This is a genomic window from Photobacterium sp. J15, from assembly GCF_963870815.1.
Classification (GTDB): domain Bacteria; phylum Pseudomonadota; class Gammaproteobacteria; order Enterobacterales; family Vibrionaceae; genus Photobacterium; species Photobacterium marinum.
Window position 1 is genome coordinate 836,927 of record NZ_CAWMUI010000001.1, and the last position, 25,684, is coordinate 862,610.

Genomic DNA, 25,684 nt, shown 5'->3' on the forward strand with positions numbered 1-25,684 from the left:
CTTGGGTGTCAGCATAAAGGAGTAAAAGAATGACTTTCAGTATTTGGCTTTCGTTATTAATGATTTGTATCCTCGGTGCCATGTCTCCGGGGCCGAGTTTGGCTGTGGTTGCCAAACACAGTCTGGCTGGTGGCCGCCTGCATGGGGTGGTTACCTCATGGGCACATGCGATGGGCGTAGGATTCTATGCATTTCTGACTTTACTTGGCCTTGCCGTGGTCCTTAAGCAGTCACCAACCCTGTTTACATTTATCACCTATGCAGGGGCGGCTTACCTTGCTTACCTTGGTGTGAATGCCTTACGTTCCAAAGGTGGTGTAGCGGCAAAGCTAGCAGCCGGGAAGCCAACCCGCTTACTTTTCGCCGCCCGTGATGGCTTGATGATTTCTTTGTTGAATCCGAAGCTGGCTTTGTTTTTCCTGGCACTGTTCAGTCAGTTTGTCGCTGTGGGAACAGAGGTTTCCAGTCGGGCGGTGATTGTGGCGACTCCTTTGCTGGTGGACGGGCTTTGGTACACCCTGATTGCTTTTGTGCTATCCAATCCTAAAGTGTTGGATAAACTGAAGCACAAAGCGCAGCTGATTGATCGCCTGTCCGGTGTGGTATTGATTCTGCTGGCGTTACGGGTAGTGGTGCAGGTGTAAACGAGTATATGAGTTAAAAGAAAAGAGGAGCAGGTTGCTCCTCTTTTCTTTTGTAAGATCATGCTTTTCGGCTTAGGTGCCTTTCTCGGTTTTCCTGCTTTTTCTCTGGGCTCTTCTTGAGCATGACATAGAGTGCGCCGTTGCCACCGTGCTGTCGCAGGGCTGAATGAAAGCACATTACATCACTGATTTGCTGTAACCAGGTAGAGACAAAGCTTTTCATCAGTGCTGGTGGATTAGAGCGTTCCCCTTTGCCGTGTACAATGATCACTGTGCGGATATCCATCCGCTGGCATTGTTTCAGGAACTTAAGGACTTCATCACGAGCTTCCTGCAGCGTTTTACGGTGCAGGTCAAGTCGGGCCTGGATTTCATACTTGCCCAGACGAAGTTTACGGAAAACTCCGTCCTGGACGCCATCGCGTTTGAACTCAACCATATCGTCGGGCTTTAACATGGTTGCGTAGTCGAGTGACAAATATTCAGGGTCGCCATCAGACAGTGTCTGAGCAGCAAGTCGTCGGGCGATATGAGCGTCAGTGACTTTTTGTTTCTGAACGGTTTCGACCTGATCTTGCTTGATTGGCGAGACGTCGGACATCATCTCTCGGAAGAGATCGAGATCATCGTAATCTGACATGGTGGTTCGGAATCTGACTATGGTTTTTTGATTATACCAAGTTTCATTCCGGAGCGGAGAGCAAAAAGAAATCCAGGATCAACACCGACAATTGATCCTGGTGCAAGCGGTTACGTTTGCAAATGGCTCTAGTGAGGAGAAGGTGATGACAGGGCTTTGTAAATAAAATACCCCGCAAAAAAAAGCATTAATCCCAGAGCTCCGAATATCACGATCATTGAAGACAGCCCAACGGCATTGCCAAATAAAAGATCCAGCCAAAATTCCATATGCAGTCCTTTTGTCGTGAGAGAGTGGTTACAAGATACGCAATGAAACAAAATTGTTACGATGATCTGGATCAATGGTAGGTGTGTTGTTTAACAATTGTGTTATATGCCTGCGGCAGTGATCACTGAATTGTCAGTTTTTCCAGACAGTTGATGGTTTGATGAGCAAACGAATTTATATTATAAAAAAATCCTGTTTAGTACTTGCGTAATTTTTTCCGGCGAGTAACATAAGCGGCCTCAGCAGTACAGAGTGCTGTTAATAACGTCGGTGAATAGCGCAGTTTGGTAGCGCATCTGGTTTGGGACCAGAGGGTCGGGGGTTCGAATCCCTCTTCACCGACCACTATTTTAAGTGGCAGATTAGAATAATTTGTTGCTTACAAGTCGGTGAATAGCGCAGTTTGGTAGCGCATCTGGTTTGGGACCAGAGGGTCGGGGGTTCGAATCCCTCTTCACCGACCACTATTTCAAGTGGCAGATTAGAATAGTTTGTTACTTACAAGTCGGTGAATAGCGCAGTTTGGTAGCGCATCTGGTTTGGGACCAGAGGGTCGGGGGTTCGAATCCCTCTTCACCGACCACTATTTCAAGTGGCAGATTAGAATGGTTTGTTGCTTACAAGTCGGTGAATAGCGCAGTTTGGTAGCGCATCTGGTTTGGGACCAGAGGGTCGGGGGTTCGAATCCCTCTTCACCGACCACTATTTCAAGTGGCAGATTAGAATAGTTTGTTGCTTACAAGTCGGTGAATAGCGCAGTTTGGTAGCGCATCTGGTTTGGGACCAGAGGGTCGGGGGTTCGAATCCCTCTTCACCGACCACTATTTGAAAGCCAGCTCAATGAGCTGGCTTTTTTCGTTTTGGTGTTGTTGAAAGAGAATAGCGCAGTTTGATAGCGTATCCAGAGCTCTTGGTAAAATGCGGACCTGAGGGGCGGGGGTTCCCAGGATTTGAAATTGGCTCTTCACCGACCACTATTTGAAAGCCAGCTCATTGAGCTGGCTTTTTTCGTTTTGGTGTTGTTGAAAGAGAATAGCGCAGTTTGATAGCGTATCCAGAGCTCTTGGTAAAATGCGGACCAGAGGGTCGGGGGTTCCCAGGATTTGGAATTGGCTCTTCACCGACCACCATTTGAAAGCCAGCTCATTGAGCTGGCTTTTTTCGTTTTGGTGTTGTTGAAAGAAAATAGCGCAGTTTGGCAGCGCATCCAGAGCTCAGCCTCTACAACTCTTTATTCTTTTGCCAACTGACACGCCGCTGATTGTCCTTTGGTCAGCAAAGTCACTGTCATCCCTTCTTTTTCCAGCAATGAAGGCAATCCTTGCTCTCCAAATAGGTGCAGCGCGCCTACAACAATCAAGTAGGTACCTTTGCGGTAATCCGGGCTTTGGGTCAGTTGTTGTGCCCAGTTACGATTACGCTCAAAAATCAGCTTTTCGTCCGTGGCTTCTCCATACTGACTTTCTTCAAACAGCTCGTTGAGTTGCTGGTGATCACCGGATTTCCACGCTGAAATGAGGCAGGAGAGCTGCGATTGCATCTTGTCCCAGTCGCGAATGGTTGAGAGCAGAATATCTTGACCATGATCCGGCAGTTCCTCCATCACGGCCAGTTGCTGTTTGACGCCTTCCAGTTCAAGTACCGGTAATTTTTGCTGCTCAGCCCGTTTAAGAAGGACGATATCGACTCCTTTTTCCGGATTAAGGCCTACACCGGAAACCATCGCCATTTGCAGATTAACGGCTGCCAGCCATGGCGGGCTGTGGAGCAGGGAAAGGTAGGGCAGTCCGGTTTGTTTGGCAATATCAGCCAGAGTTTCTTTATCTTGGGCTTGCAGTAGGGCATTAGCCGAAGGAATAGTTCGGTCGAGCTGAATATCAACCGGCTTAAGGATATTGGCTTCGACCACCAGACTGTCAGCTTTTGGCCAGTAGTCCAGAAATGCCTGCGGTAGAGGGTAGAAGTCTTGTTCTCCTGCATGTATAGAGCCGAGAAGAACAAATTGTCGTTGTTCATCTTTTGCCAGCCATACCATAGGTTCGGCAAGTGCTTGGCCTGCGACAAAAGGAAGGAGAAGCAGGGCTTTGGTGAGCAGTGATTTGAACATGATACACCGGGAAAAAACAGATAACTGACAAGGTTATATCAGTTATCTGTTTGAATAGCTAACGGTGGCAGGCTTTAGCTTTTGGTTTCCGGATGTAGCCAGAACCACCAGATGATAAAGGCGATAGCGGCAAGGCCGATGAGTGCAACCATATTATTTCTCCTGGTGATTTGGGGTGAATAGTCGCAGGCGGTTGGCATTGCTGACCACGGTAATGGACGACAGGGCCATCGCTGCTCCGGCAATAACCGGGCTGAGTAGGGTGCCGGTTAGCGGGAACAGAACCCCTGCTGCCACGGGGATACCCAGGCTGTTATAAATAAATGCCCCGAACAGGTTCTGCTTCATGTTTTTCAGAGTCGCTGAAGACAGTTCAAGCGCATCAGCCACGCCATTAAGTGAGTGGCGGATCAGAGTCAGCTGGGCACTTTCAATGGCAACATCACTGCCGCTGCCCATGGCGATCCCGACTTCGGCCTGAGCTAACGCTGGCGCATCGTTGATGCCATCACCGACCATGGCTACGCGTTTACCTTGCTGTTGGAGCTCCGCTATCTTAGCCGCTTTACCATCCGGCAGTACTCCGGCAATTACGGTATCAATACCGGCTTGTTTGGCGATGGCTTTGGCGGTGATCTCGGTATCACCTGTCAGCATTACTACTTCAAGTCGCATTTTCTTCAGGCGTTTAATTGCTGCTATTGAATCAGTTCTGAGCGGATCACTGATCCCCATCAGTCCGGTCAATTGATGATCCACAGCAACATAGATCGGAGTCGCTCCTTGGCTGGCAATGACTTTGGCATCTTCTTTGGCTGCTGAAATATCAATGTCGTGTTTAGTCATCAACTTTGTATTACCGAGCAGAAGTTGGTGACCGCTTACCTTGCCTTGTACACCATAGCCGGGTAAGGCTTTGAACTCTGATTGTGGCACTAGCAGAAGGGACTTTTCTTCCGCTGCAGTGACAATAGCGCGAGCCAGCGGGTGTTCGGAGCCTTGTTCCAGGCTGGCTGCAAGAGTAAGCAGTTGCTTACTGCTTATTTCACTGTAGCTCCGGCAATCAATGACTTTTGGTTTCCCTTCAGTAAGGGTGCCTGTTTTATCCAGTACGACAGTATCTACGTCGGCGGCAACTTGCATCGCTTCTGCATTGCGGATCAGCACCCCGTATTCTGCGGCGCGGCCGACTCCGACGGTTACAGACATCGGTGTTGCCAGTCCGAGTGCACAAGGACAGGCAATGATCAGCACTGTGGTTGCCGTTACCAGCATGTAGATAGAGGATGGCTCAGGCCCGACGTAATACCAGATCATGGCAGTAAGGATCGCGATAATCATCACGGCAGGAACAAAAATTGCTGAGATGGTATCTGCCATTCGTGCCAATGCCGGCTTACTGCTTTGTGCCTGACGAACCAGGCTGATGATCCGTGCCAGCATAGTATCGTTGCCGATTTGTTCGGCGCGGAACAGCAGGCTGCCGTTCTGGTTAATAGTTCCGGCATGAAGTTTGTCGCCGGGCTGTTTGTTCGCCGGCAGCGGTTCACCGGTCAGCATGGACTCATCCAGGTAGCTCTGACCTTGTTCAATACGACCATCAACCGGGACTTTGGCTCCCGGATACAGGCGTAGCAGCATACCGACTTTGACTTCGGCCAGCGGTACTTCGCGTTCTGTGTCGTCGCTGACGATAATGGCAGTTTGTGGTTGCAGGTCGATCAGTTGTTCGAGCGCTTTGGATGTCCTGCTTCGTGCCCGTGCTTCCAGAGCGTGCCCCAGAGTGATAAGCCCGAGGATCATCACCGATGCTTCAAAATAGACATGGCGGGCCTGATCGGGGAAGAGATCCGGCAGCAGCACTACCATCATCGAATAAAGCCAGGCTGCACCAGTACCTAAAGCCACCAGCGTGTCCATCGTCGCGCGGTGATGTTTAAAGGCTTTCCAGCTATTGATGTAAAAATGACGGCCGATAGTGCATAGCAGGACAAAAGTAATCAGCCCGACCAATCCCCAGCCTATCTGGCTGGTAGTTGAGTCAATCATCATACTGCCGCCGAAAACACCCCATGCCATCATCGGAATGCCGACAGCCAGAGCGATAATGGCATTGCGGACATGTTGGCGGAAGTTTTGTTCATTCTGCTGTTGCTGTTTTTGACGGCGGGTTTGTTCATCTTCACTCTGTTCCGCACCATAGCCGGCATCAGTAATGGCTGAAATGATGCTCTCGACTGGCGCATGACCGCTTACCAGAGCGGTTCTTTCTGCAAGGTTGACGTTGGCATGACTGACACCGGGCACTCCGATAATGGCTTTTTCGACGGAGGCGACACAGCTGGCGCAAGTCATCCCTGACAGCAGTAATTGAACTGTCTCGTCGCTTTCTCTTTGTCTCTTACTATTGTCAGTTGGGTTGCCAATCGGCGCTGGTTCCGCTGCGGTTTGCGGAGTGGCTTCAGGCGTCAATATGGACTCTGTTTCTGTTTCTGTTTGTGCTGTGCTGTTTTCAGGTTTTGAGCTATCAGTCAGTTTTGCTGAGAATCCCAGATCATTGATGAGCGAAACCAGGCCATCTGCATCTACCGCTGATTTGATTTCGGCACGGGTTTTACTGACATTGAATTTGGATATTTGCGGATTTTCATTTAGTGCTTTTTCGACTTTAGCGACGCACTTGCCACAATTGAGGCCGCTTAGTGCCAGAATGACGGTATTGTCATCGACAACCTGAAAGCCTGTTTTTTCCACAACGGCTACGGCAGATTTACGGGTAAGGAAGCCGGTGATTTCAGCCTGAGTTTTGCTTATGCTGATCTGTTCAATCTCCGGCGTTTCGGTAAAAGCTTTTTCCAGTTTTGCTACGCATTTGCCACATGACAGCCCTTCAAGCGGCAGGTTGTGATGCTGGCGGGTGATGGCCTGAAACCCCAGTTTTTCAATAATGCTGATCAGCTCTGTCTCGGGAAGAGTACCTGTGACCGACAGATGGGTTTTGCTGACGCTGAAATCAGCTATTGCCGGATGAGCGGCCAGTTCGGTTTCGACTTTCTTGACACACTTACAGCATGACAAACCGCTTAATCCCAGCGAGTGGTGATATCCGGCTTCATAGCCGAGGTCGGTAACGGCCTGCAGTAGAGGAGGGAGTGTCGTTTCCCCGCGAACAACCGCTTGTCGGGTATCAACGTCTACCGACTCAATACCGGGCAGGGCAGATAAGGATGCTTTGATTTTTCCCGCACAATTCATGCAGCGAACTTTGCTGAGCGGGAGAATGTACTCAGCCATTTGTTTCACCTTAGCTATCAAACAATAGCGCTTGATTGACTGTCCAGGCAGTCTTTTTATAACGATGGCATGAGGATAAACCTTCCATCAAGTGGAATGTCAATGAAATTGTTTCAGTAAGATTTTCGGTTGTGTTTTTGTCATCAATAGAGAAATAATAACTCTATAACCTTCCAGAAACTGTAAGGATGAATAGTGAACATCAGTGAAGTTGCCAGGCTGACCGGCCTGACTGCCAAAACAATCCGTTTCTACGAGGATAAAGGTGTGATTACGCCGCCTTCCCGTTCCTCGAATGGCTACCGTTACTACAGCCAGACTAATATTGATGAGCTGTTGCTGATCCGCCGCTCGCGTCTGGTGGGATTTAATCTGGATGAATGTCGGGAGCTGCTAGATTTTTCACGCGATCCGCAAAGGAAGAGTGCGGATGTGAAAGCCAAGGCCGAGCAGAAGTTGGCTGAAATTGATCACAAGATTGCTGAGCTGATGGAGATGAAGACAACCCTTGAGGCATTGACGGTTCAGTGTCCGGGTGATGACAGTGCCCGTTGCCCGATTATTGAAGGTTTGTGCCGCCACGCCAATCAGGGTAGCAAAGAGTAAAAAAGCCGCGAGAATATCGCGGCTTCTTTGATGGGGACTGTACCTGATTCAGTATTTGGTGAATCAGTACAGCAAAGAGTACAGCTGACGACGGTACTGGCTGGCAACCGCATTGCCTTGGCCTAGTGCAGACAAGATATCCATCATGGTCTTTTTGGCATTGCCGTCGGCAAAGTTCATATCTTTACGCAGAATGCTAATCAACAGCTCCAACGCATCCTGAGGGCGGTTTACCTGGCTGTACTGCACGGCTAGCTCGTAAGCTACATCGGTGTTGGCCGGATCTGCCTGTAGCTGTTGTTCCAACAACTGGATTTCTGGTGAATTGCCTGCTTTTTTATGCAGTTCCAGCTTAGCCATCAGCCCTTTGTATTTAGCGTCCTGATCCTGCATTGGGATGCTATCCAGCAGTGGCTCTGCTTCATCAAACTGAGCTGTTTCAATCAGACATTCAGCGATAGCTAAGTTGATGATGCTGTTTTGTTCAAATTTAGCGGCCAGTTCACGCAGGATTGGCAGTGCCTGGTTGTGTTGCTGGCTGTCTACCAGTGCAAGAGCTTCTTTTAGTTTCAGCTCTTCCTGGCTTGGCAGGTGTTTGGCCAGCATTTCACGAAGGCTTTCTTCGGTTTGCGGGCCGGCGGCACCGTCAGCCGGTTGACCGTTTTTGAACAGCGCAACTGTTGGTAAGCCGCGAACACCGAACTGGGCTGCAACCATCTGCTGAGTTTCACAGTCCAGGGTGGCCAGTACCAGTTGTCCCTGATACTCCGCAGCTATTTTTTCCAGCGTGTTATTCACCTCGATAGTTTCAGGCATGGATGGTGCCCAGAAGCTGATCACCACCGGGGTCTGCATGGAGGTTTCGATAACTTGTTGCAGGTTTTGCTCGTTAAGTTCGATTGCTAGTTTCTCATACATGTTGCTGCTCTTCACTTAATCAGTCTTTGCTAATAGTTATGGGGGGTTATCGATGGAAATCAAGGGGGAAAGTGAAGTTAGAGTCATAAAACAGGGAGATAGAAAAAAGGAGAGCCAGGCTCTCCTTTTTAATTTTGCATTGTCAGCATCAGGGCAAGTGTCACACAGACACAGAGAATGTTGATTTGGCGCAACGTCATAACCACACCTTTGGATGTTAGTTTCAGCAATCGGATGAGTAACTGTAATGGGGGGGGGATTTCTGGGCTCCCCTTCAATTTACCCTTTTAAATTAACCTGATTGTGTGACACAAATATGACGTTTCTTTCTTTTTTGGTGGAAATTATCACTTTTAAGGCGCAACAGGGAGTTTTTTGTGTTCTAACAGTCCTAAATGTGATTGTCAGGTAGTGTTTTTTTGTCGTTAAGCGCCAGATGATAATAATGGAGAACCTCTGTTAGGAGGCTGATTTTGAATGTATTTGTAAGAACTCCCTCAATCTGTGCTGCTGTTATTTTCCGAGCCGGTCTTAATACATTGCTGATTGAGGGAGTGCGAGTCAGGCACTTTTACTGAGTAACATATCCAGTTTTCGTGTTGGCAGCAGACGGCGCAGGAAGCCAAAAATATAGGTTGGCTGGGTGACATAATAGCGGGGCTTTGGCCGCTGGCTATCAAGGATATTGAGTAGCGGTTTGAGTACGGCTTCTGGTGGCAGGGTAAACTTACTCGATGGTGACGACTTACCGAGCCTTTCCAGTGTTTTACGGTAGCTGGTCTGATGGCGGGAAGCATTCAGGTCGATATGCTGTTCAAATTTGCTTTTGGCATTGGCCCGGAAGTGACTTTCGATAGGGCCGGGTTCGATCAGGCTGACATGAACAGGGGTATCGTCAAGTTCAAGTCGTAGGGTGTCGGTATAACCTTCCAGAGCAAATTTACTGGCGTTGTAGGCTCCACGGTATTTCATGGCAACGAGGCCGAGTACTGAACTGTTTTGTACGATTTTGCCGCTGCCTTGCTGCAACATAATCGGAATGACAGCCTGAGTCAGTTCATGCCAGCCGAACAGGTTGGTTTCAAACTGCTGGCGCAGGGCGTCAGTCGGTAAGTCTTCCAGAGCGCCGGGTTGGCCGTAGGCGGCATTATTGAACAAAACATCAAGTCGACCTCCGGTAATAGCCAAGCACTCTTGCAGTCCCTGGTGAATTGAAGTGGTATCGTCCAGATCCAGTTGTACGCAATTGAGCCCCTGTTGCCTGAGGGCTTTAACATCTTCGTGACGGCGGCAGCTGGCAACTACGTTATAGCCAGCTTTATGAAGTTGCTCGGCACAGTAGCGCCCGATACCACTGCTGCATCCGGTGATCAGGATGGATTCTTTCATTCTTGTTCCTTAAGTGTGTTTCCTGAATGTTGTATTAGTTGGGTTTAACTGAATGTACTTAATTGACTGCTCTTATGGCAAATTAACTGCCCTTATAGCAAACGGGATATGCTTGATTATCTATTAGTACCTGTTTTATCGGAAAAGTTGCGGAAGAGGGGGATATAAAAAGAGAACAGTTTGTAATTAAAACTGCTCTCTCAGGGGGAATTTAACTATTTGCTGTTGTCACTTATCAGATTATAGCCATAAGGGAAGAGAGGCTGATTATTTGGAAAGTGAAGAACCGTTAACATCAACGATATTACAGTTCACACCACCTAGGCCCTCACAGGTTTTGATGGCCAGTTCTGCCGCTTCTCTGGTATTGCGTGCTCCCCATGAGGCACCGGCAATTTTGTTGGTACCAATGGCATAAGCCTTATTGTTTGTTTGCAGGCGGTAGTCCTGATAAAGCTCATAGGTGTCATCATAAGTTGATTTACAACCGCTAAGAACCAATAGGGCTGATACAGTTGCAAACGTAATGGTATATCCCTTTAACATAAGCACTCACTTCTGTTCTCTGACAGGTTGAAGCTTAGCCAATGTTTGTTTTTTTATCCTCCTGAAGACAAAAAAATACAACTTTAGGATGAAGTGTTAAGCCTGTAGTAACCCCCATGCAGGAAGGCTCCGTTACAGATGTGGCATCAACTCACTCACCATAAATTCCGCAATCCAGGGTTGGGCATCCGGCTTGGGATGCAATCCGTCTTCCATCATCCATTCCTGTCTGAGAATAATTTCTTCCAGGAAGAAAGGTAGCAGCGGGGCATCGTATTTCTGGCTCAGTTGAGGATAGATATTGCTGAAAACCTCACTGTACCGCTTGCCGTAATTTGGCGGGACGCGGATTTGTACCAGCATGGCTTTGCCGCCTTGTTCCTGTACCTGAGTGATCATCTGACTGAGATTCTTGCGTATAGTTGAAGGAGGAAAACCACGTAGCCCGTCATTCGCTCCCAGCTCAATAATGACGTAGTCTGGTTTATGTTGTTGTAATAATTTAGGCAAGCGGGCAAGGCCATTTCCCGTGGTATCCCCTGAGATGCTGGCATTGACCACAGTGATGTAATGGCCTTTTTGCTCCAGGACAGACTCCATAAGCACCGGCCAGCTTTTCTCAGCAGGCATTCGGTAACCGGCACTGAGGCTATCGCCGACCACCAGCAGTGTATTGCTGAAGGCGCTGAATGAAAAAAACACCAACAGGACAACGGAAAGGAATCGCATCATGTCTACATCCGTAATTAAGGCTTCATCAGTATCCAAACAGGTGACGACAGCAACATCGTCTCTCACCATTCTGCAGGATGTTTCCCTTGAGGTCGAGCAGGGAGAAGCAATTGCGCTGGTCGGGGTGTCCGGTGCCGGGAAATCCACGTTGATGACTTTGTTGGCCGGTTTGGATACCCCGAGCAGTGGTGAGATTGAGCTGCTCGGGCAGTCGTTGTCCCGGTTGGATGATGAGGCCAGAGCTGCACTTCGCAGTGATGCGATTGGGTTTGTCTTCCAGAGTTTTTTGTTAATTCCCTCGCTCAGCGCGCTGGAAAACGTGATGCTGCCATCGATTATTAAAGATGAGGAAGGGGATGAGCTACGCGCCGCTGAGTTGTTGCATCAGGTTGGTCTTGCGGGCAGGGAGACTCACTTACCGGCTCAGCTTTCCGGCGGTGAGCAGCAACGGGTAGCGTTGGCACGGGCTTTTATGACTCGGCCACGAGTACTGTTTGCTGATGAGCCAACAGGAAATTTGGATCAGCATACGGCCGCAACTGTGATTGATTTGTTATTTGCGCTTAACCGTGAGCATGGTACGACCCTAGTGTTGGTGACTCATGATCCACAGCTGGCTGACCGCTGTGATCGGGTATTTCGGATTCAGGGTGGATGTGTGGAGGCGGCATGACGGAAATGAGTGAAACCAGCCAGCTGACTCTGCCCGGCAAACCTTCACTGTTGCTGAAGTGGTGCTGGCGAGAATTATGGCACGGGCAGCTGTGGCCAGTGGCAGTTGCGTTGACCCTGATTATCGGCTGTGTGTTTGCCCTGTCGTCGCTGGTGGTCAGGGTTGAAAAGATCATGGTGGATCAGGGGCGATCGATGATTGCGGCTGATCTGGTGTTTCGATCACCGAACCCTATCGATGATGCTGTGCTTGAACAGGCAAGGACGCAGGGGCTGACGGTCTCTCAACAGACGCGCTTCGGTACGATGGCCTTTAGTGAGCAACAGATGCAACTGGTTAGTGCCAAGGCGGTTGAGAGTGACTTTCCGCTGCGCGGCGAGTTGATACTCAAAAAAGGTGAAGATGTTCAGCATCAGGTACGTCCGGGAGAGCTTTGGCTGGCTGAACGCCTGTTTTCTCTGTTGGAAGTCGAGCCGGGCGATGTCGTTTCGATTGGTGATGCTGAACTGAAGGTCAGCGGACGGATCGTTCAGGAGCCTGAGCTGTCTTTTAATCCTTTCAGTCAGATGCCTGCTGTCTTGATCCATAGTGACGATCTGGACAGAACCGGGGCTGTTCAACCCGGCAGTAGGGTACAGTTCCGGGCGTATTTTGTTGGCCCGGACGAAAAGTTGGCTCAGTTGCAGCAGGGGATAACACTTGAACCTGGTCAGCGTTGGATCAGTGAAACGTCGCAGGGCCGAACCGGTGATTTGATTGAGCGGGCAAGGCAGTATTTATCCCTAACACTGATTCTGGTGATCCTGATGGCAACGGCCACACTGGTGCTGACCTGCCTGCACTATACTTCCACTCGAATTGAAACTGTCGCCATGATGAAAAGCTTAGGGGCTGGAAAAGCCTGGTTGTGGCGCTGGTTATCAAGGCAGCTGATGATGTTGTTTGGTATTGCGGCAGTTGCCGGTTTGTCACTGGGATGGGGACTGGAATTTTTGCTGCGCCTGCCTTTGTCTGATGCGCTGCCGGATCCTTTGCCGGGGATTGGTGTGACGCCTTTCGCCGTTAGCCTCTTGGTTGCTTTGTTGGTTGCCATCCCCGGAGTTGGTATTTCTCTTCTTCGACTGGTAGATGCGCCGGCTATTTCTGTGATCCAACAGCAGGTGGACTGGCCGGTGAAGCGGCGCGGTTATGTGCTCATTCTGGTGCCGGTAGTGACTGCGCTGTTCTGGTTTGGAAGTAATACTCTAATGTGGCTGACACTGGCAGGTCTCTCGGTTCTGTTGGTGGTGCTGGCTATATTCGGACTGTTGTTTGTTGCTTTGCTGCGGCGCGGTAAGTGGGGTGCAGCGGTCAGATTAGCATTAAGCCGGATTGGTCGTAGCCCGATGGCAACCGGAGCTCAGTTGGCGGCGCTCACCAGCTCGTTGATGTTGCTGGCGGTTATCTGGTTGCTCAGAACTGATTTGCTGGCCGACTGGCAACAGACGCTGCCTGCAAATGCGCCGAATGTTTTCGCTCTGAATATCAGTCCGGAGCAGCAAGAGGCCTATATCAGTGAACTGGATCGTAACCAGGTTGTTCGCTCTGACAGCTACCCTGTGGTTCGTGGCCGCCTGACGGCGATAAACCGACAGGATGTTGAGGCGAAGAAAGCCTCCGGTGAGCTGAGTGATGAGTCACTCAGGCGTGAGCTGAATTTTACCTGGCGCAAGACTATGCCTGTTCACAATGTGTTGTTGGAAGGCGACTGGCACTCTCAGGGCGGCGTTTCGGTGGAATCCGGCATTGCGGATCGGCTGGGTATAGGTTTAGGTGATGAGCTGACTTTCAACGTTAACAGTCAGCCTTTCAGCGCGACCGTTACCAGTATTCGTCAGGTTGAGTGGCGTAATATGCGGCCGAACTTTTACTTTATCTTTACTCCGGATGTTATGGCTGAACTGCCTGCGACCTGGCTGGTGAGTTATCGGATAGAGGCCGAACAGAATGCACTGGTGAACCAGCTCGGCCGTAATTTCCCGACCGTTACTCTGCTGGACTTGCGGATTATGGCTGAGCGAATTCAGGGAATATTGCAGCAGGTGTCGCTATCGTTGTCTGTGCTGGCGGCACTGGGTGTCAGTAGTGGTTTATTGCTGGTGCTGACATTGCTGCGGCTTAGTTTGTCTCAGCGTAAGGAAGAGCTAAAACTGTATCGGACTCTGGGAGCCAGCCGTCAGCGGATTTCTGCTACTGTGTGGAGTGAGTACGGCATTATGGCTTTGATTGCCGGCATAATGGCAGCCGCCGGTGCTGAGGCGGTCGTGGCCGCTTTGGTGAAGTGGGGCTTTGAGTTACCGCTGCAATGGCATCCAGCCTTATGGCTGGTTGTGCCTTTGCTGTCTTTATTACTGGTGGTGATCATTATTCGTTCGATGATCCGGCAGCTATTGCTGCCGTTAAGGGGATAGCGAGTTTTTTATGTTTGTGAAGCGAGAGGAAAGAGGAATTTTTCTTCTCGCTTCTCGCTTCTCGCTTCTCGCTTCTCGCTTCTCGCTTCTCGCTCTTAGCCCAACGTTTCTCGCAGTGCATGTTCCAGGTTCGGGAAGCAGAAGTGGAAACCTTCTTGCTGTAGACGGGTCGGGATGGCTCGCTGGCTGTCGAGCAACAAGGTAGCAGACTCTCCCATCGCCGCTTTTAGCACCCAGGCCGGGGTTTTCATGATGTGCGGGCGGCGCAGCACCCGAGCCAGGGTCTGGCTGAACTCCTTATTCGTCACCGGGTTCGGGGCGGTAAAGTTATAGACGCCCTGAGTTTCAGGATGTTTAAGCAGGAACAGAATACCTTTCACCATATCGTGGATATGGATCCATGGAAAATACTGCTTGCCGTCACCAATCGGCCCGCCCAGCCCAAGCTGGTAAGCCGGCAGCATCCGCGCCAGCGCTCCGCCGTGTTTAGCCAGTACAATCCCGGTTCTGAGCAGGCAGACACGGGTTTTATCTGACTGAGCTTCCAGTGCTGCTTCTTCCCATTTCTGGCAAACCATATGGGCAAAATCATCCGCGTCAGTTTCGCAGTTTTCATCAATGCAGTTTGCCTTTTGATCCCCGTAAATACCAACGGCTGAACCACTGATAAAAGTGTGGGGCGGATTACTGCTGGTTTTGATCTTGTCTACCAGTTTACGGGTAACTTCCCAGCGGCTCTTGCAGATGATGTCTTTCTGACGGTCGCTCCAACGCTTGCTAACGATCGGCTCTCCGGCCAGGTTGATCACCACGTCGATGTTATTTAAGTCACTTAACTGATCTAAATCGCTGATGACGTTGATGTGATGGCCGAGACGCTGGTAAGCGCGGTTGGGATTGCGGCTGAGTACGGTAACGTGATCGTGGCAGAAATGGCCGAGAAGTGCTTTGCCGATAAGTCCGGTACCACCGGTTACCAAAATATTCATGCCGTCCATAGTCCTTACTTTCCGTGGTTAAAGCTGAAGTAATGTACTTAATCAGAGTATTAAAACAATTATAAACGATTCACATAATCATAGCCTAATCAACGCATTGCTGTTCAGTTTGCTCAAGAGAAAAGAAAATTTGAGAGCCGGATACGAGTTCTCAGGATGATGAATTCGGGCAAAATTGCACGATACAGAAATAATGTGTCTGGTATCTCGCCTTGAACAAAAATAGTGTTTATGAATGTAAATGACTACTACCTTAATTGTAAGGGAATGGATGCAGTGCAGGAGGCAGCATGAAGGGCGTGGTGGCAATGCTAAAAGCAATGTTAAGCAGTCTGCGCGATTTGCTGCCCATTATTGTGGTGATTGCTTTTTTTCAGCTGGTGGTATTGCAGCAGCCTTTGCCTGCTTTGGGGTCCATTCTGCTTGGTTTGGTATTGGTCGTAACCGGTCTGACGTTTTTTATATTCGGCCTGGAAATGGGGCTGTTTCCTATCGGCGAATCCATGGCTCGTTCATTTGCCAGTAAAGGCAGCCTGGTTTGGTTACTTATTTTCGCATTTTGCCTGGGATTCGGAACAACCATTGCTGAGCCGGCGCTGACTGCGGTGGCGGCAGAAGCGGCTGAAGTCGCCGCTGAGGGCGGCTTGATCGAAGAAAACTTCGAGGTGATGGATGATTACGCTGGAGGGTTGCGGTTGACGGTTGCCCTGTCAGTTGGAATAGCGATTATGCTCGGGGTGATTCGAATAATCAGAGGCTGGCCGATCCATTGGATGATTATCAGTGGTTATGTGTTGGTGATGGTGATGACCTGGTTTGCACCGCCGAGCATTGTCGGGATTGCTTATGATTCTGGCGGGGTTACCACCTCGACTATCACAGTACCATTGGTGACTGCGCTCGGGGTCGGGTTGGCTTCATCAATTAAAGGACGTAATCCGATGATCGACGGCTTTGGCCTGATTGCCTTTGCCTCGCTGACTCCGATGATTTTTGTTATGGGATACGGCATGTTGGTGCATTAATTGAAGGACGCATGATTGAGCTAACATCAGTAGTAAGTCTGTTTTTTGAGACGTTGGCGACGACAGTCAGGGATGTGCTGCCGATCGCAATCATTATATTTGGCTTTCAGCTCGCGGTGCTGCGGCGACCGGTGGCGAATTGGCATCGGGTATTACTGGGCTTCGTTTATGTGATACTGGGTTTATCCCTGTTTCTGATGGGGCTGGAACTGGCATTGTTTCCACTGGGCGAGTCGATGGCAGCTCAGCTGACAGACATCGGTTTTTTGTTCGACTCGGATGAGGTGATACCGCAACCGGTACCCTGGGATGAGTATTATTGGGTTTATCTGTTTGCAGCCGCGATTGGTTTCAGTACGACGGTGGCTGAGCCCTCTCTGATTGCCGTTGCTATTAAGGCTAATCAGGTGTCAGGTGGCACGATTAAGGTTAACGGGTTGCGAATTGCGGTTGCCCTAGGGGTGGCGTTTGGGATTGCGCTGGGAAGTTATCGGATTGTAGCCGGTGATCCGCTGCATTATTACATTCTCGTCGGTTACATTATTGTAGTGATCCAGACCTATTTTGCGCCCAAGACTATTGTTCCTTTGGCTTATGACTCGGGTGGTGTGACAACCTCTACGGTAACAGTGCCGATTGTTACAGCATTGGGGTTGGGATTAGCGTCGAATGTACCGGGACGCAACCCGATGCTGGATGGCTTTGGTTTAATCGCTTTTGCCAGTTTGTTTCCGATGATCACTGTGATGGGCTATGCCCAGTTGTCGGTATGGCGGGGGCGCAAGGAGGAAGAGTAATGCGATTTAAGTTGTTACTTGCATTTGTTGAAGATTCCAGAACGGATGACGTACTGGATGCGGCAAGGGCTGCGGGGGCGACCGGCGCAACGGTGATTAACAATGCCCGCGGCGAAGGGCTTCGCAAAAAGAAGACGTTTTTCGGCCTGAATCTGGAAGTCCAGCGTGATGTCTTGCTGTTTGTGGTTGAAGAGCATTTGGCGCGATCGATTCTTGAAACAATTGAAGAAGTTGGTGAGTTCGACCGCGGGACCGGAGAGGGGATTGCGGTTCAGCTTGATGTAGAGGATGCGGTCGGGGTGGCGCACCAGGTTGAGTCGTTGACCAAGGTGGTTGAGGAGAGAATATGAGCAAGAAGGTGATCAGGGTCAGGGATGTGATGATGGATACCTACGCCATCGTTGAGGGGTTGACCACAGTGGCTGAAGCGGTGGAGATTGCCAAAGAGCGTCAGGTGAAGGCGTTGATCGTCAATAAACGACATGACGATGACGAGTACGGCATTGTTCTGATGAATGACATAGCCAAGAAAGTGCTGGCAATTGACCGTTCACCTCAGCGCACCAATGTTTATGAGATCATGACGAAACCGGCACTGTCGGTAAATGCGGGGATGGATGTCCGCTATTGTGCCCGTCTGTTTGAGCGTTTCGGTATCAGCCGCGCGCCGGTTATTGAAGATGGCAAAGTGTTGGGAATGGTGAGTTACAACAATATTGTGCTTAATGGCATGTTGCGGGTTGATTAGCCAGGATTCACCTGTCTCAAAGAGGATTGACGCCGGGATTTGCGATTAGAAATGTCACAGTGATAAGTGTAGGATCGGCGTATCCTGTTTTAGCTGGTAATTTCCCCTTATGAAGTTGTTTTTTGCATCTGACATCCATGGCTGTGCCGAGAGCACCAAAAAGACACTGGCGGCTTTTGAACAAAGTGGCGCTGAGCACTTGATCTTGTTGGGCGATGTGCTTAATCATGGTCCGCGTAATGCGTTGCCTGCCGGTTATGCCCCGATTGAAGTGGCTGAGCAGCTGAATCAATACGCTGTTCGCATCACTGCTGTTCGTGGTAACTGTGACAGCGATGTCGATCAGATGCTGCTCGATTTCCCAATGATGGCTGATTACAACCTGGTTCTGTTGCCAAACGGCCGTCGCCTGTTCCTGACTCATGGTCACCTTTATAACGGTGACAAGCATCCACGCCTGCGTGCCGGTGATGTGATTGTGTCTGGTCATACTCATCTTCCGGTCGCTGAGCAGAAAGGTGAGCTGTACCTGTACAATCCGGGTTCTGTCACTATCCCTCGCGGCGAACATAAAGCTAGCTACGGTATGCTGGAAGATAATACCCTGAAGGTATTGGACTTCTCTGGTGAAGTGATTTGCCAGGTAGAACTGGCATAAATGCAACTTAACTGAATGACTCAGAGCGGCCGGAGTGCCGCTCTTTTTATGTCTGCTTTTTGTCAGATCAGATACTTAGCAGTAGCTTAAAACCGACGACAAAGGTTAGCAGCTCAAAGCAGCGTTTAATGAGGGCATTGCTTTTCTGGCTCGCCAGGTGAGCCCCGAGATAGCCGCCAAGCAGGGAGCCTGCGAGTAATACCGGAAGCCACGGCCAATATATCTCAGCACCTGCCAGATAGATAGCTGCTGCGCCAATGCCGTTCCAGAACAATCCGACACTGACCAAGGTAAGCGCTACTGCTTGCTTGTAGTCAAATCCGAACCAGCGGATCAAAAACAGGGTTACGAAAAGCCCGGTTCCTGCAGTCAGTGAACCGTTTAATACACCGATCGCAGCAAGGCCCAAACCACCGAGAATGATGCCGGTGCGATGACGATTGCGAGTCTCTTCCTGTTGGCCTAGCTCTTTTTTCGTCAGTGAATAAATTCCCAGCCCGAGAATTAACCCGCCCAACATAGCTTCAGCAATCCGGCCCGGTACAAACAGGATCAGGTTCGCGCCGAGAATAACGCCCAGCATACCGGCGAGAATGATTGCCAGGGTCAGGTTCCAGTCTAAGGTTCCGGATCGAATATGTTTCACTGCCGCTCCCATTCCTAAAGCAACGCTGGCGACTTTGTGGGTCGCGAGGGCAATACCAAATGGCAGTCCAAGAAAAATCAGTAGGGGAAACTGAAGCAGACCTGAGCCGCCTCCAGAGAGGGAGGCCAGGGTATTGGCGAATAGCGAGCCCAGAAACAGGCCGAAAGTGTTGAATAATTCCATAAATATGCGGTGATTCCTTTTACCTGCAATGAAATCATCTTAACAGTTATGTGATTGAATGAGCCAGAGCAATGACTGGGGGGATGTCGGTTTCGGCTAAACCGAATGTTGTTATGGCATCGATCTGTTGATTTTTGGTTGATGCTTTGTCGAAGAGAAGCAAAATCACCAGCTCTTACCGGCTATGGCAGATAAGAACTCACGTGGTTTGGCCGTGGTATTGTGAGTGCTATTTTGTGCAAATTGATCAATAGAATTACCGAAATGTTGATGTATGTTTACTTTATCTGTTGATTCGGTATATTCGAAGTATTGATTCGTTTTTATCGAGTTTTTGTTGTGATCTAGCCTTGAATTTTATCTGAATAAAGTTCAATATCCGGCAACGCTTTTTATGTGTTTCAGTGAGTATCAGGTGCAATAAATATGAGTCAGGGTCATTTTGATTCTTTGTTACCGCCTCAAATGGCGGAGAAGGCGGCTGAGATCGGTGTCGGTAAAGCGACCAAAGATCCAATAAAGTCGTTGTTACTGGCGGTGACCGCCGGTATGCATATTGGAATTGCATTTGTGTTTTACACGACAGTCACCACAGGAGCGGGTGATATGGCGTGGGGAATGTCTCGATTTGTTGGCGGACTGGCATTCAGTCTTGGCCTTATCCTGGTTGTGATCACTGGTGGTGAACTGTTTACAAGCTCGGTGCTGACTTTGGTTGCACGAGCCAGCGGTAAAATAAGCTGGAAGAGCCTGTGGTTAAACTGGGGTGTTGTGTATATCGGTAACCTTATCGGTGCTTTGCTACTGGTGGGTATTATGCTGGTTAGTAAACAGTACATGTCAGCTGATGGCGGCCTTGGTATCAATACCATGGAAATTGCCCAGCATAAGCTGCATCACAGCTTCTTCCAGGCTGTTGCGTTGGGCATCATGTGTAACGTGCTGGTTTGTGTGGCGGTGTGGATGACTTTCAGTGGCCGTACCCTGACAGACAAGATCATTGTAATGGTGCTGCCGGTGGCAATGTTTGTTTCTGCAGGCTTTGAGCACTGTATCGCGAATATGTTCCAGGTGCCGATGGCAATTGGAATTAAGAACCTGGCTTCACCAGAATTCTGGCAGATGAGCGGCATGAACCCGGCTGATTTTGCCGATTTGACGTTGAGCAATTTTATTCTCAATAATCTGATCCCGGTGACCATTGGTAACATCATCGGTGGCGGCGTATTTGTCGGTATGGGTTATTGGATCATTTACCTGCGCGGTAAATAAAGTTTCCTTATTCCTAGTTCTACGTTTATTAACTAATTCGTTAGTTGTTTTCCTTGTTTTATTATCGAGTCTGAGTTTGGCCATAGTACTTCGGTACTATGGTCTTTTTTTGCTTCCTGTCACTGTCGGTATTTATTGCGGTATTCCCTCGGGGTTAAGTTTTTATAGCTCTTGAATTTGCGGTTGAAGTTGGCCTGGTTACGGTAGCCGACGGCATCAGCAATATACCCCACACTGAGGGTTGTTGTTTCCAGTAAGCGGGCTGCATGACTGAGACGGATTTTCTTCAAATGCTGGCTGAAACTCTCCCCGAAATGCCGTTGAAACAAGCGGTGAATACTGCTTTCACTCATATATAAATGTTTTGCCAGCTGGCTGAGAGTGATGTTCTCGGCATAATTCTGGTTTATGTACGCCGACAGCTTTTCTATTTTGTCTTTATTCTCATCTTCTTTGCTTTCTTCTGTTTGCGTGGATATAGGCACTAAAGTTACTGCATCTTTGTCCTGACAAAGTATTGCAATAATTTCAATTAATATGGCTAGTTGATGGATAGTCGTTGAGCTATAGTCGATGCGCTTTAACAGGCTATGTACCAACCTGGCGGTTTGTTCCGAAAATAAGATGCCCTTGTCTGAACGTTTAAGCAGCGTTTCCATCTTTCTTAATTCCAGGCAACTGAAAATCATATTGGCAATCCACTCTTTCTTAAACCAGACCGAGTGAGACTCTGCTTTTTCCTCCCGGTTTTTAGTATTCAGCTCAATAGCATGAGGCATATGTGGCGGGATCAGCACCAGATGATATTCATTTAACTCTCCCTGAAATTGTCCCAGGCGGATCTGCCCTTTACTCGCTACCTGCAAATTCAGCTCAAATTCATGATGGTAATGGGTTTCCGAATTTGTTGTTAGTGCGGTTTGTATTTGGTGGCGCCAGGACATGCCCGGTCGTTGAGGGACTTTCTCAAGTTTGTACTTCATCACCTGACTACCTTGGAATGCAGAGATAGTACGTATTTTTAGCAAAAAACTATTGGTTTTCTAGCATGATTTGCACTGCTGACAGAAAAGTACTGTTTTTTTGAGGCTTAGTATTAGCTTTGTAAGTATGCAGGCTTAGATTGTGTCCATAACGAGCGACATAATAAGGAGCCAACAAATGGAAAAGTTGTATCAGGTGATTCGGCGTTTAGTCAGCAACACCCGTCGTGAGTGGATTTACACCCTGCTGGTTACTTATGGGTATAGCGGTAGCCGCGACTGGAAAGTCTTTGGTTATCAATCAGTACAGGAATTCAATCAGGAGATGGCGACATTAAACAAGCCAGCCAGTATCAAAGCTAATTCTTGTATGAACTGTTAATGACTATGCCATGTTTGGCGTAATGGTATTTGGATAGCTGATAACTCTTTTGTTCCCCCTAAAGAGAAACACTATCACGGAGTGAGTGACTTTATTGCCTCACTCTTTTTTTGTTAGAAAATCCAACAGTCAGATACAAAAACGCCCCCGCATGGCGGAGGCGCTTTTCAGTCACTTAGTCGTTAATAACGATTAAGCTTTTGCGTCGTCAGCTTGTTTCGCCTGGATCGCAGTCAGTGCAACTGTGTAAACGATATCGTCAACCAGTGCGCCACGAGACAAGTCGTTAACAGGCTTGCGCATGCCCTGAAGCATTGGACCGATAGAAACCAGGTCTGCTGAACGCTGTACGGCTTTGTAAGTCGTGTTACCAGTGTTCAGGTCAGGGAATACGAATACAGTCGCTTTACCAGCTACTGGAGAGTTTGGTGCTTTAGAAGCAGCAACGTTTTCCATGATAGCGGCGTCGTACTGTAGAGGACCGTCGATAACTAGATCTGGACGTTTTTCCTGAGCGATGCGAGTTGCTTCACGTACTTTATCTACGTCGGCACCTTTACCAGATTCACCAGTAGAGTAAGAGATCATAGCAACGCGAGGTTCGATACCGAATGCTTTTGCAGAATCTGCAGACTGGATAGCGATTTCTGCTAGCTGCTCAGCGTTTGGATCTGGGTTGATTGCACAGTCACCGTATACCAGTACTTGATCAGGCAGAAGCATGAAGAATACAGAAGATACGATAGATGCATCAGGTGCAGTCTTGATGATCTGGAATGGTGGAACGATTGTGTTAGCAGTCGTGTGTACCGCACCAGAAACCAGGCCGTCTACTTCGTCGTTTTCCAGCATCATTGTGCCAAGGAAAACAGAGTCTTGTAGTTTCTCGCGAGCAACAACTTCCGTCATGCCTTTCGCGCCGCGAAGCTCAACCAGGCGAGCAACGTAGTTTTCACGTACTTCATCAGAGTTGATGATAGTTACGCCAGAACCCAGAACAACACCTTGCTGCTCAGCAACACGCTTGATTTCTTCTGGGTTACCCAGAAGCACACATTCCGCGATGCCGCGCTCAGCACAGATAGCTGCTGCTTTAACTGTACGAGGTTCGTCACCTTCAGGAAGAACGATACGCTTAGCTGCTTTACGTGCAAGTTCTGTTAGCTCGTAACGGAATGCAGGAGGGCTCAGGCGACGCTCTTTAGTCGAACCTTCAGTCAGAGACTCAATCCACTGACCGTCGATGTGGCCTGCCATGTATTCGTTAACCAGCTCAACACGCTCTTTGTCGTCAGCAGGAACTTCCAGGCTGAAGCTCTGAAGGTTCAGAGAAGTCTGCCAAGTGTTACCTTGTGCTGTCATAACTGGAAGGCCAGTTTCGAATGCGCGCTCACATAGCTCCATTACAGGCTTAGGCAGCTCGTAGCCGCCAGTCAGCAGTAGGGCACCGATTTCAACGCCGTTCATTGCTGCAAGACATGCTGCAACGATAACGTCAGGACGGTCGGCAGAAGTTACCAGCAGTGAACCTGGACGGAAGTGCTCAACCATGTGCGGGATAGAGCGTGCACAGAAAGTGATGCTCTTGATGCGGCGAGATTCGATTTCACCGTGGTTGATGATTTCAGCGTTCAGGTGGTGTGCAATGTCAGTTGCACGAGTTGCGATTAGCTCAGCGCTCCAAGGTGCACAGCCTAGTACACGGATTGGGCTTGAGTTGAACACTTGCATTACTTCAACGTTTGAAGGAACAGTGCTATCTGCATCGTCAAAGATTTCAGACAGGTCTGGACGAGTGCGGCCTTCAGCATCTACAGGAGCGTTCAGTTTGTTAACGATAACACCTGAGATTTGCTCGTTCTTGATACCGCCGAAGTTAGAACATGCTACTTCGATACGCTCTTTAAGTTGTGCAGGGTTATCTGTACCTGGTGCAACAACGAATACGATTTCCGCATCCAGCGTTTTTGCGATTTCAAAGTTGATCTGGTTCGCGAACGGGTGCTTGCGAGTTGGTACCAGACCTTCAATCAGAGCTACTTCTGAATCAGCTGTTGCTTCTTTGAAGCGTGCAACGATACCTTCCAGCAGAACATCGCTCTGGTCGTTACGGATAAGCTCTTCCGCACGAACCATTGAGAAAGGTTCTGCTACTTTCATATCGCTGTTAGCGTGGATGATAGTAGTTGTCAGGTCTGGTTGCTCACCGCCGTGACGTGGCTGAGCAATAGGTTTGAAGAAAGAAACGCGAACACCTTTGCGTTCCATTGCGCGTAGAACACCAAGGCTTACGCTGGTAAGACCAACTCCGGCACCAACCGGAACAAGCATAATAGTACGGGACACTGTGGATTCCTCAACTATTTGACACGAAAGTGCTGTTCAATAACGATTTGGGAACCGTTATTGAACAGCACCACAAGAATAAGTCATAGCTTTCCTATATAGCAGAATGCCATGAAAAACGGCCGGCCTAAGCCAGCCGTTAATAATCGCTATGCCCAAGGCATAGGGAGAATCACTAGATTAGATATTAGTCAGACGAGCTGTATCTTCTGCGATTACTAGTTCTTCGTTAGTAGAAACAACCATTGCAGGGATGCGGCTGTTTTCAGTAGTGATAACACCTTCACCACCGAAACGAGCTTTCAGGTTAGCTTCAGAGTCAACTTCAACACCCAGGATAGCCAGACGGTTAAGAACCATCTCACGGATTGGTGCAGAGTTTTCACCGATACCACCAGTGAAAGTGATTGCGTCCAAACGACCTTCAAGAGTTGCAGTGTAGCCAGCAACGTACTTAGCCAGACGGTGGCAGAATACGTCCATTGCACGAGTTGCTTCTTCTTTGTCGCCGTAGTTATCTTCAACGAAACGGCAGTCAGAAGTAACGCCAGTCAGACCTAGAAGGCCAGACTCTTTAGTGAACATAGTGTTGATTTCGTCAACGCTCATGCCCAGCTTGTCGTGTAGGTGGAACATAACTGCAGGATCCAGGTCACCACAACGAGTACCCATTACCAGACCTTCTAGTGGAGTCAGACCCATAGAAGTGTCTACAGACTTACCGTTCTTAACTGCACAAACAGAAGCACCGTTACCTAGGTGACAGTTGATGATGTTCAGTTCTTCTTCTGGCTTGTTCAGCAGCTTCGCAGTTTCGCGAGTGATGAACAGGTGAGAAGTACCGTGTGCGCCGTAGCGACGGATGCCGTGCTCTTTGTACAGGTTGTACGGGATAGCGTACAGGTACGCTTCTTCAGGCATAGACTGGTGGAACGCAGTGTCGAATACAGCAACGTTCTGAAGGCTTGGGAAAGACTTCTGAGCTGCTTTGATACCGATGATGTGTGCAGGGTTGTGCAGAGGAGCGAAAGTCGCTGCGTCTTCGATACCCTTAAGTACAACTTCATCGATCAGAGCTGACTGAGTGAACTGCTCGCCGCCGTGTACAACACGGTGACCGATAGCTTTTAGGTTCTCAGCTAGTTCTGGTTTAGAAGCAAGAATAGTATCAACCATGAAAGACAGTGCTTCTTCGTGAGCAGCGCCTTCGCCTAGTTGTGCTTCGTGCTTACCGTCAAGTTTCCACTTGATACGTGCTTCTGGAAGGTGCAGACATTCTGCTAGACCTGACAGGTGCTCTTCACCTGATACTGCGTCAACTACTGCGAACTTTAGAGAAGAACTACCGCAGTTAAGAACTAAAACCAGCTTAGACAT

At 49.1% G+C, this 25,684-nt stretch carries 24 protein-coding genes and 5 tRNA genes; 16 read left to right on the forward strand and 13 right to left on the reverse strand.

Annotated features, from left to right (window positions below; genetic code table 11):
- Window positions 1-29 precede the first annotated feature (29 nt).
- On the forward strand, window positions 30-644 hold the full coding sequence (locus tag AACQ93_RS04220; RefSeq protein WP_064602406.1) for a LysE family translocator: 615 nt from the start codon (window positions 30-32) through the stop codon (window positions 642-644).
- 58 nt (window positions 645-702) lie between these two features.
- Here AACQ93_RS04220 and smrA read toward each other — a convergent pair whose 3' ends face one another.
- Both smrA and AACQ93_RS04230 read right to left on the reverse strand, forming a co-directional pair.
- The gene (gene smrA / locus AACQ93_RS04225) at window positions 703-1,284 is read right to left on the reverse strand and encodes a DNA endonuclease SmrA (protein ID WP_007470693.1); all 582 of its coding nucleotides are present in this window, start codon (window positions 1,282-1,284) and stop codon (window positions 703-705) included.
- 128 nt (window positions 1,285-1,412) lie between these two features.
- On the reverse strand, window positions 1,413-1,553 hold the full coding sequence (locus AACQ93_RS04230; RefSeq protein ID WP_007470691.1) for a DUF3149 domain-containing protein: 141 nt from the start codon (window positions 1,551-1,553) through the stop codon (window positions 1,413-1,415).
- A gap of 269 nt (window positions 1,554-1,822) precedes the next feature.
- Between AACQ93_RS04230 and AACQ93_RS04235 the strand changes: the two genes are divergently transcribed.
- The 5 genes from AACQ93_RS04235 to AACQ93_RS04255 all read left to right on the forward strand — a co-directional run bounded on the left by AACQ93_RS04235 (window position 1,823) and on the right by AACQ93_RS04255 (window position 2,375).
- A tRNA-Pro gene (locus tag AACQ93_RS04235) sits at window positions 1,823-1,899 on the forward strand.
- A 42-nt stretch (window positions 1,900-1,941) separates the two neighbouring features.
- Window positions 1,942-2,018, forward strand: a tRNA-Pro gene (locus AACQ93_RS04240).
- 42 nt (window positions 2,019-2,060) lie between these two features.
- Window positions 2,061-2,137 (forward strand) — tRNA-Pro (locus AACQ93_RS04245).
- Between the two features lie 42 nt (window positions 2,138-2,179).
- Window positions 2,180-2,256, forward strand: a tRNA-Pro gene (locus tag AACQ93_RS04250).
- Window positions 2,257-2,298: 42 nt separating this feature from the next.
- Window positions 2,299-2,375: transfer RNA gene (locus AACQ93_RS04255), tRNA-Pro, on the forward strand.
- A gap of 410 nt (window positions 2,376-2,785) precedes the next feature.
- Here the strand turns inward: AACQ93_RS04255 and AACQ93_RS04260 are convergent.
- Both AACQ93_RS04260 and AACQ93_RS04265 read right to left on the reverse strand, forming a co-directional pair.
- Entirely contained in the window at window positions 2,786-3,661 is an 876-nt protein-coding gene (locus tag AACQ93_RS04260) for a TraB/GumN family protein (protein WP_064602408.1), read from the reverse strand.
- A gap of 153 nt (window positions 3,662-3,814) precedes the next feature.
- Window positions 3,815-6,955: a heavy metal translocating P-type ATPase gene (locus AACQ93_RS04265; RefSeq protein ID WP_084418947.1), complete on the reverse strand. Its 3,141-nt coding sequence runs from the start codon at window positions 6,953-6,955 to the stop codon at window positions 3,815-3,817.
- Between the two features lie 195 nt (window positions 6,956-7,150).
- Here AACQ93_RS04265 and cueR point away from each other — a divergent pair, with 195 nt between their 5' ends.
- A complete protein-coding gene (gene cueR, locus AACQ93_RS04270; protein WP_064602410.1) occupies window positions 7,151-7,561 on the forward strand; it encodes a Cu(I)-responsive transcriptional regulator in 411 nt (136 codons plus the stop codon).
- Between the two features lie 63 nt (window positions 7,562-7,624).
- Here the strand turns inward: cueR and AACQ93_RS04275 are convergent, their stop codons facing one another.
- The 4 genes from AACQ93_RS04275 to tesA form a co-directional block, all read right to left on the reverse strand.
- On the reverse strand, window positions 7,625-8,479 hold the full coding sequence (locus AACQ93_RS04275) for a thioredoxin family protein (protein WP_064602412.1): 855 nt from the start codon (window positions 8,477-8,479) through the stop codon (window positions 7,625-7,627).
- A gap of 561 nt (window positions 8,480-9,040) precedes the next feature.
- Entirely contained in the window at window positions 9,041-9,868 is an 828-nt protein-coding gene (locus AACQ93_RS04280) for an SDR family oxidoreductase (RefSeq protein ID WP_064602414.1), read from the reverse strand.
- Window positions 9,869-10,135: 267 nt separating this feature from the next.
- A complete protein-coding gene (locus tag AACQ93_RS04285; protein WP_064602416.1) occupies window positions 10,136-10,414 on the reverse strand; it encodes a hypothetical protein in 279 nt (92 codons plus the stop codon).
- A gap of 132 nt (window positions 10,415-10,546) precedes the next feature.
- The gene (tesA, locus tag AACQ93_RS04290; RefSeq protein WP_064602421.1) at window positions 10,547-11,146 is read right to left on the reverse strand and encodes a multifunctional acyl-CoA thioesterase I/protease I/lysophospholipase L1; all 600 of its coding nucleotides are present in this window, start codon (window positions 11,144-11,146) and stop codon (window positions 10,547-10,549) included.
- On the opposite strand from tesA, the gene AACQ93_RS04295 reads away from it, so the two are divergent.
- Together AACQ93_RS04295 and AACQ93_RS04300 are read left to right on the forward strand one after the other, a co-directional pair.
- Complete coding sequence (locus AACQ93_RS04295; RefSeq protein WP_064602423.1) at window positions 11,145-11,819, forward strand: ABC transporter ATP-binding protein; 675 nt, start codon at window positions 11,145-11,147, stop codon at window positions 11,817-11,819. The two genes, tesA and AACQ93_RS04295, sit on opposite strands and share 2 nt — an antisense overlap.
- Entirely contained in the window at window positions 11,816-14,269 is a 2,454-nt protein-coding gene (locus tag AACQ93_RS04300) for an ABC transporter permease (protein WP_064602425.1), read from the forward strand. Before AACQ93_RS04295 ends, AACQ93_RS04300 begins: the two co-directional genes overlap by 4 nt.
- 95 nt (window positions 14,270-14,364) lie before the next feature.
- Here the strand turns inward: AACQ93_RS04300 and AACQ93_RS04305 are convergent, their stop codons facing one another.
- A complete protein-coding gene (locus AACQ93_RS04305) occupies window positions 14,365-15,258 on the reverse strand; it encodes a TIGR01777 family oxidoreductase (RefSeq protein ID WP_064606482.1) in 894 nt (297 codons plus the stop codon).
- A 299-nt stretch (window positions 15,259-15,557) separates the two neighbouring features.
- Here AACQ93_RS04305 and AACQ93_RS04310 point away from each other — a divergent pair, with 299 nt between their 5' ends.
- The 5 genes from AACQ93_RS04310 (at window position 15,558) to yfcE (ending at window position 18,495) form a co-directional block, all read left to right on the forward strand.
- Window positions 15,558-16,292 carry a DUF1538 domain-containing protein gene (locus AACQ93_RS04310; RefSeq protein WP_007467396.1) on the forward strand — a complete coding sequence of 245 codons (735 nt, stop codon included), beginning with the start codon at window positions 15,558-15,560 and terminating at the stop codon, window positions 16,290-16,292.
- Between the two features lie 11 nt (window positions 16,293-16,303).
- A complete protein-coding gene (locus AACQ93_RS04315) occupies window positions 16,304-17,089 on the forward strand; it encodes a DUF1538 domain-containing protein (protein WP_007467399.1) in 786 nt (261 codons plus the stop codon).
- Entirely contained in the window at window positions 17,089-17,439 is a 351-nt protein-coding gene (locus AACQ93_RS04320; RefSeq protein WP_007467401.1) for a P-II family nitrogen regulator, read from the forward strand. The genes AACQ93_RS04315 and AACQ93_RS04320 overlap by 1 nt, the downstream gene beginning before the upstream one ends.
- Window positions 17,436-17,837 carry a CBS domain-containing protein gene (locus AACQ93_RS04325; protein WP_007467410.1) on the forward strand — a complete coding sequence of 134 codons (402 nt, stop codon included), beginning with the start codon at window positions 17,436-17,438 and terminating at the stop codon, window positions 17,835-17,837. Before AACQ93_RS04320 ends, AACQ93_RS04325 begins: the two co-directional genes overlap by 4 nt.
- A 109-nt stretch (window positions 17,838-17,946) precedes the next feature.
- On the forward strand, window positions 17,947-18,495 hold the full coding sequence (gene yfcE / locus AACQ93_RS04330) for a phosphodiesterase (protein WP_064602427.1): 549 nt from the start codon (window positions 17,947-17,949) through the stop codon (window positions 18,493-18,495).
- 67 nt (window positions 18,496-18,562) lie between these two features.
- Here yfcE and AACQ93_RS04335 read toward each other — a convergent pair whose 3' ends face one another.
- Window positions 18,563-19,324 carry a sulfite exporter TauE/SafE family protein gene (locus AACQ93_RS04335; RefSeq protein WP_064602429.1) on the reverse strand — a complete coding sequence of 254 codons (762 nt, stop codon included), beginning with the start codon at window positions 19,322-19,324 and terminating at the stop codon, window positions 18,563-18,565.
- A gap of 426 nt (window positions 19,325-19,750) precedes the next feature.
- Between AACQ93_RS04335 and focA the strand changes: the two genes are divergently transcribed.
- Entirely contained in the window at window positions 19,751-20,596 is an 846-nt protein-coding gene (focA, locus tag AACQ93_RS04340) for a formate transporter FocA (RefSeq protein ID WP_007467427.1), read from the forward strand.
- A gap of 119 nt (window positions 20,597-20,715) precedes the next feature.
- Here focA and AACQ93_RS04345 read toward each other — a convergent pair whose 3' ends face one another.
- A complete protein-coding gene (locus AACQ93_RS04345) occupies window positions 20,716-21,579 on the reverse strand; it encodes an AraC family transcriptional regulator (protein WP_064602431.1) in 864 nt (287 codons plus the stop codon).
- A gap of 178 nt (window positions 21,580-21,757) precedes the next feature.
- Between AACQ93_RS04345 and AACQ93_RS04350 the strand changes: the two genes are divergently transcribed.
- On the forward strand, window positions 21,758-21,961 hold the full coding sequence (locus AACQ93_RS04350; RefSeq protein ID WP_064602433.1) for a hypothetical protein: 204 nt from the start codon (window positions 21,758-21,760) through the stop codon (window positions 21,959-21,961).
- Between the two features lie 192 nt (window positions 21,962-22,153).
- Here the strand turns inward: AACQ93_RS04350 and pta are convergent, their stop codons facing one another.
- Both pta and AACQ93_RS04360 read right to left on the reverse strand, forming a co-directional pair.
- The gene (gene pta / locus AACQ93_RS04355) at window positions 22,154-24,307 is read right to left on the reverse strand and encodes a phosphate acetyltransferase (RefSeq protein ID WP_157097512.1); all 2,154 of its coding nucleotides are present in this window, start codon (window positions 24,305-24,307) and stop codon (window positions 22,154-22,156) included.
- Window positions 24,308-24,487: 180 nt separating this feature from the next.
- The gene (locus AACQ93_RS04360) at window positions 24,488-25,684 is read right to left on the reverse strand and encodes an acetate kinase (RefSeq protein ID WP_007467436.1); all 1,197 of its coding nucleotides are present in this window, start codon (window positions 25,682-25,684) and stop codon (window positions 24,488-24,490) included.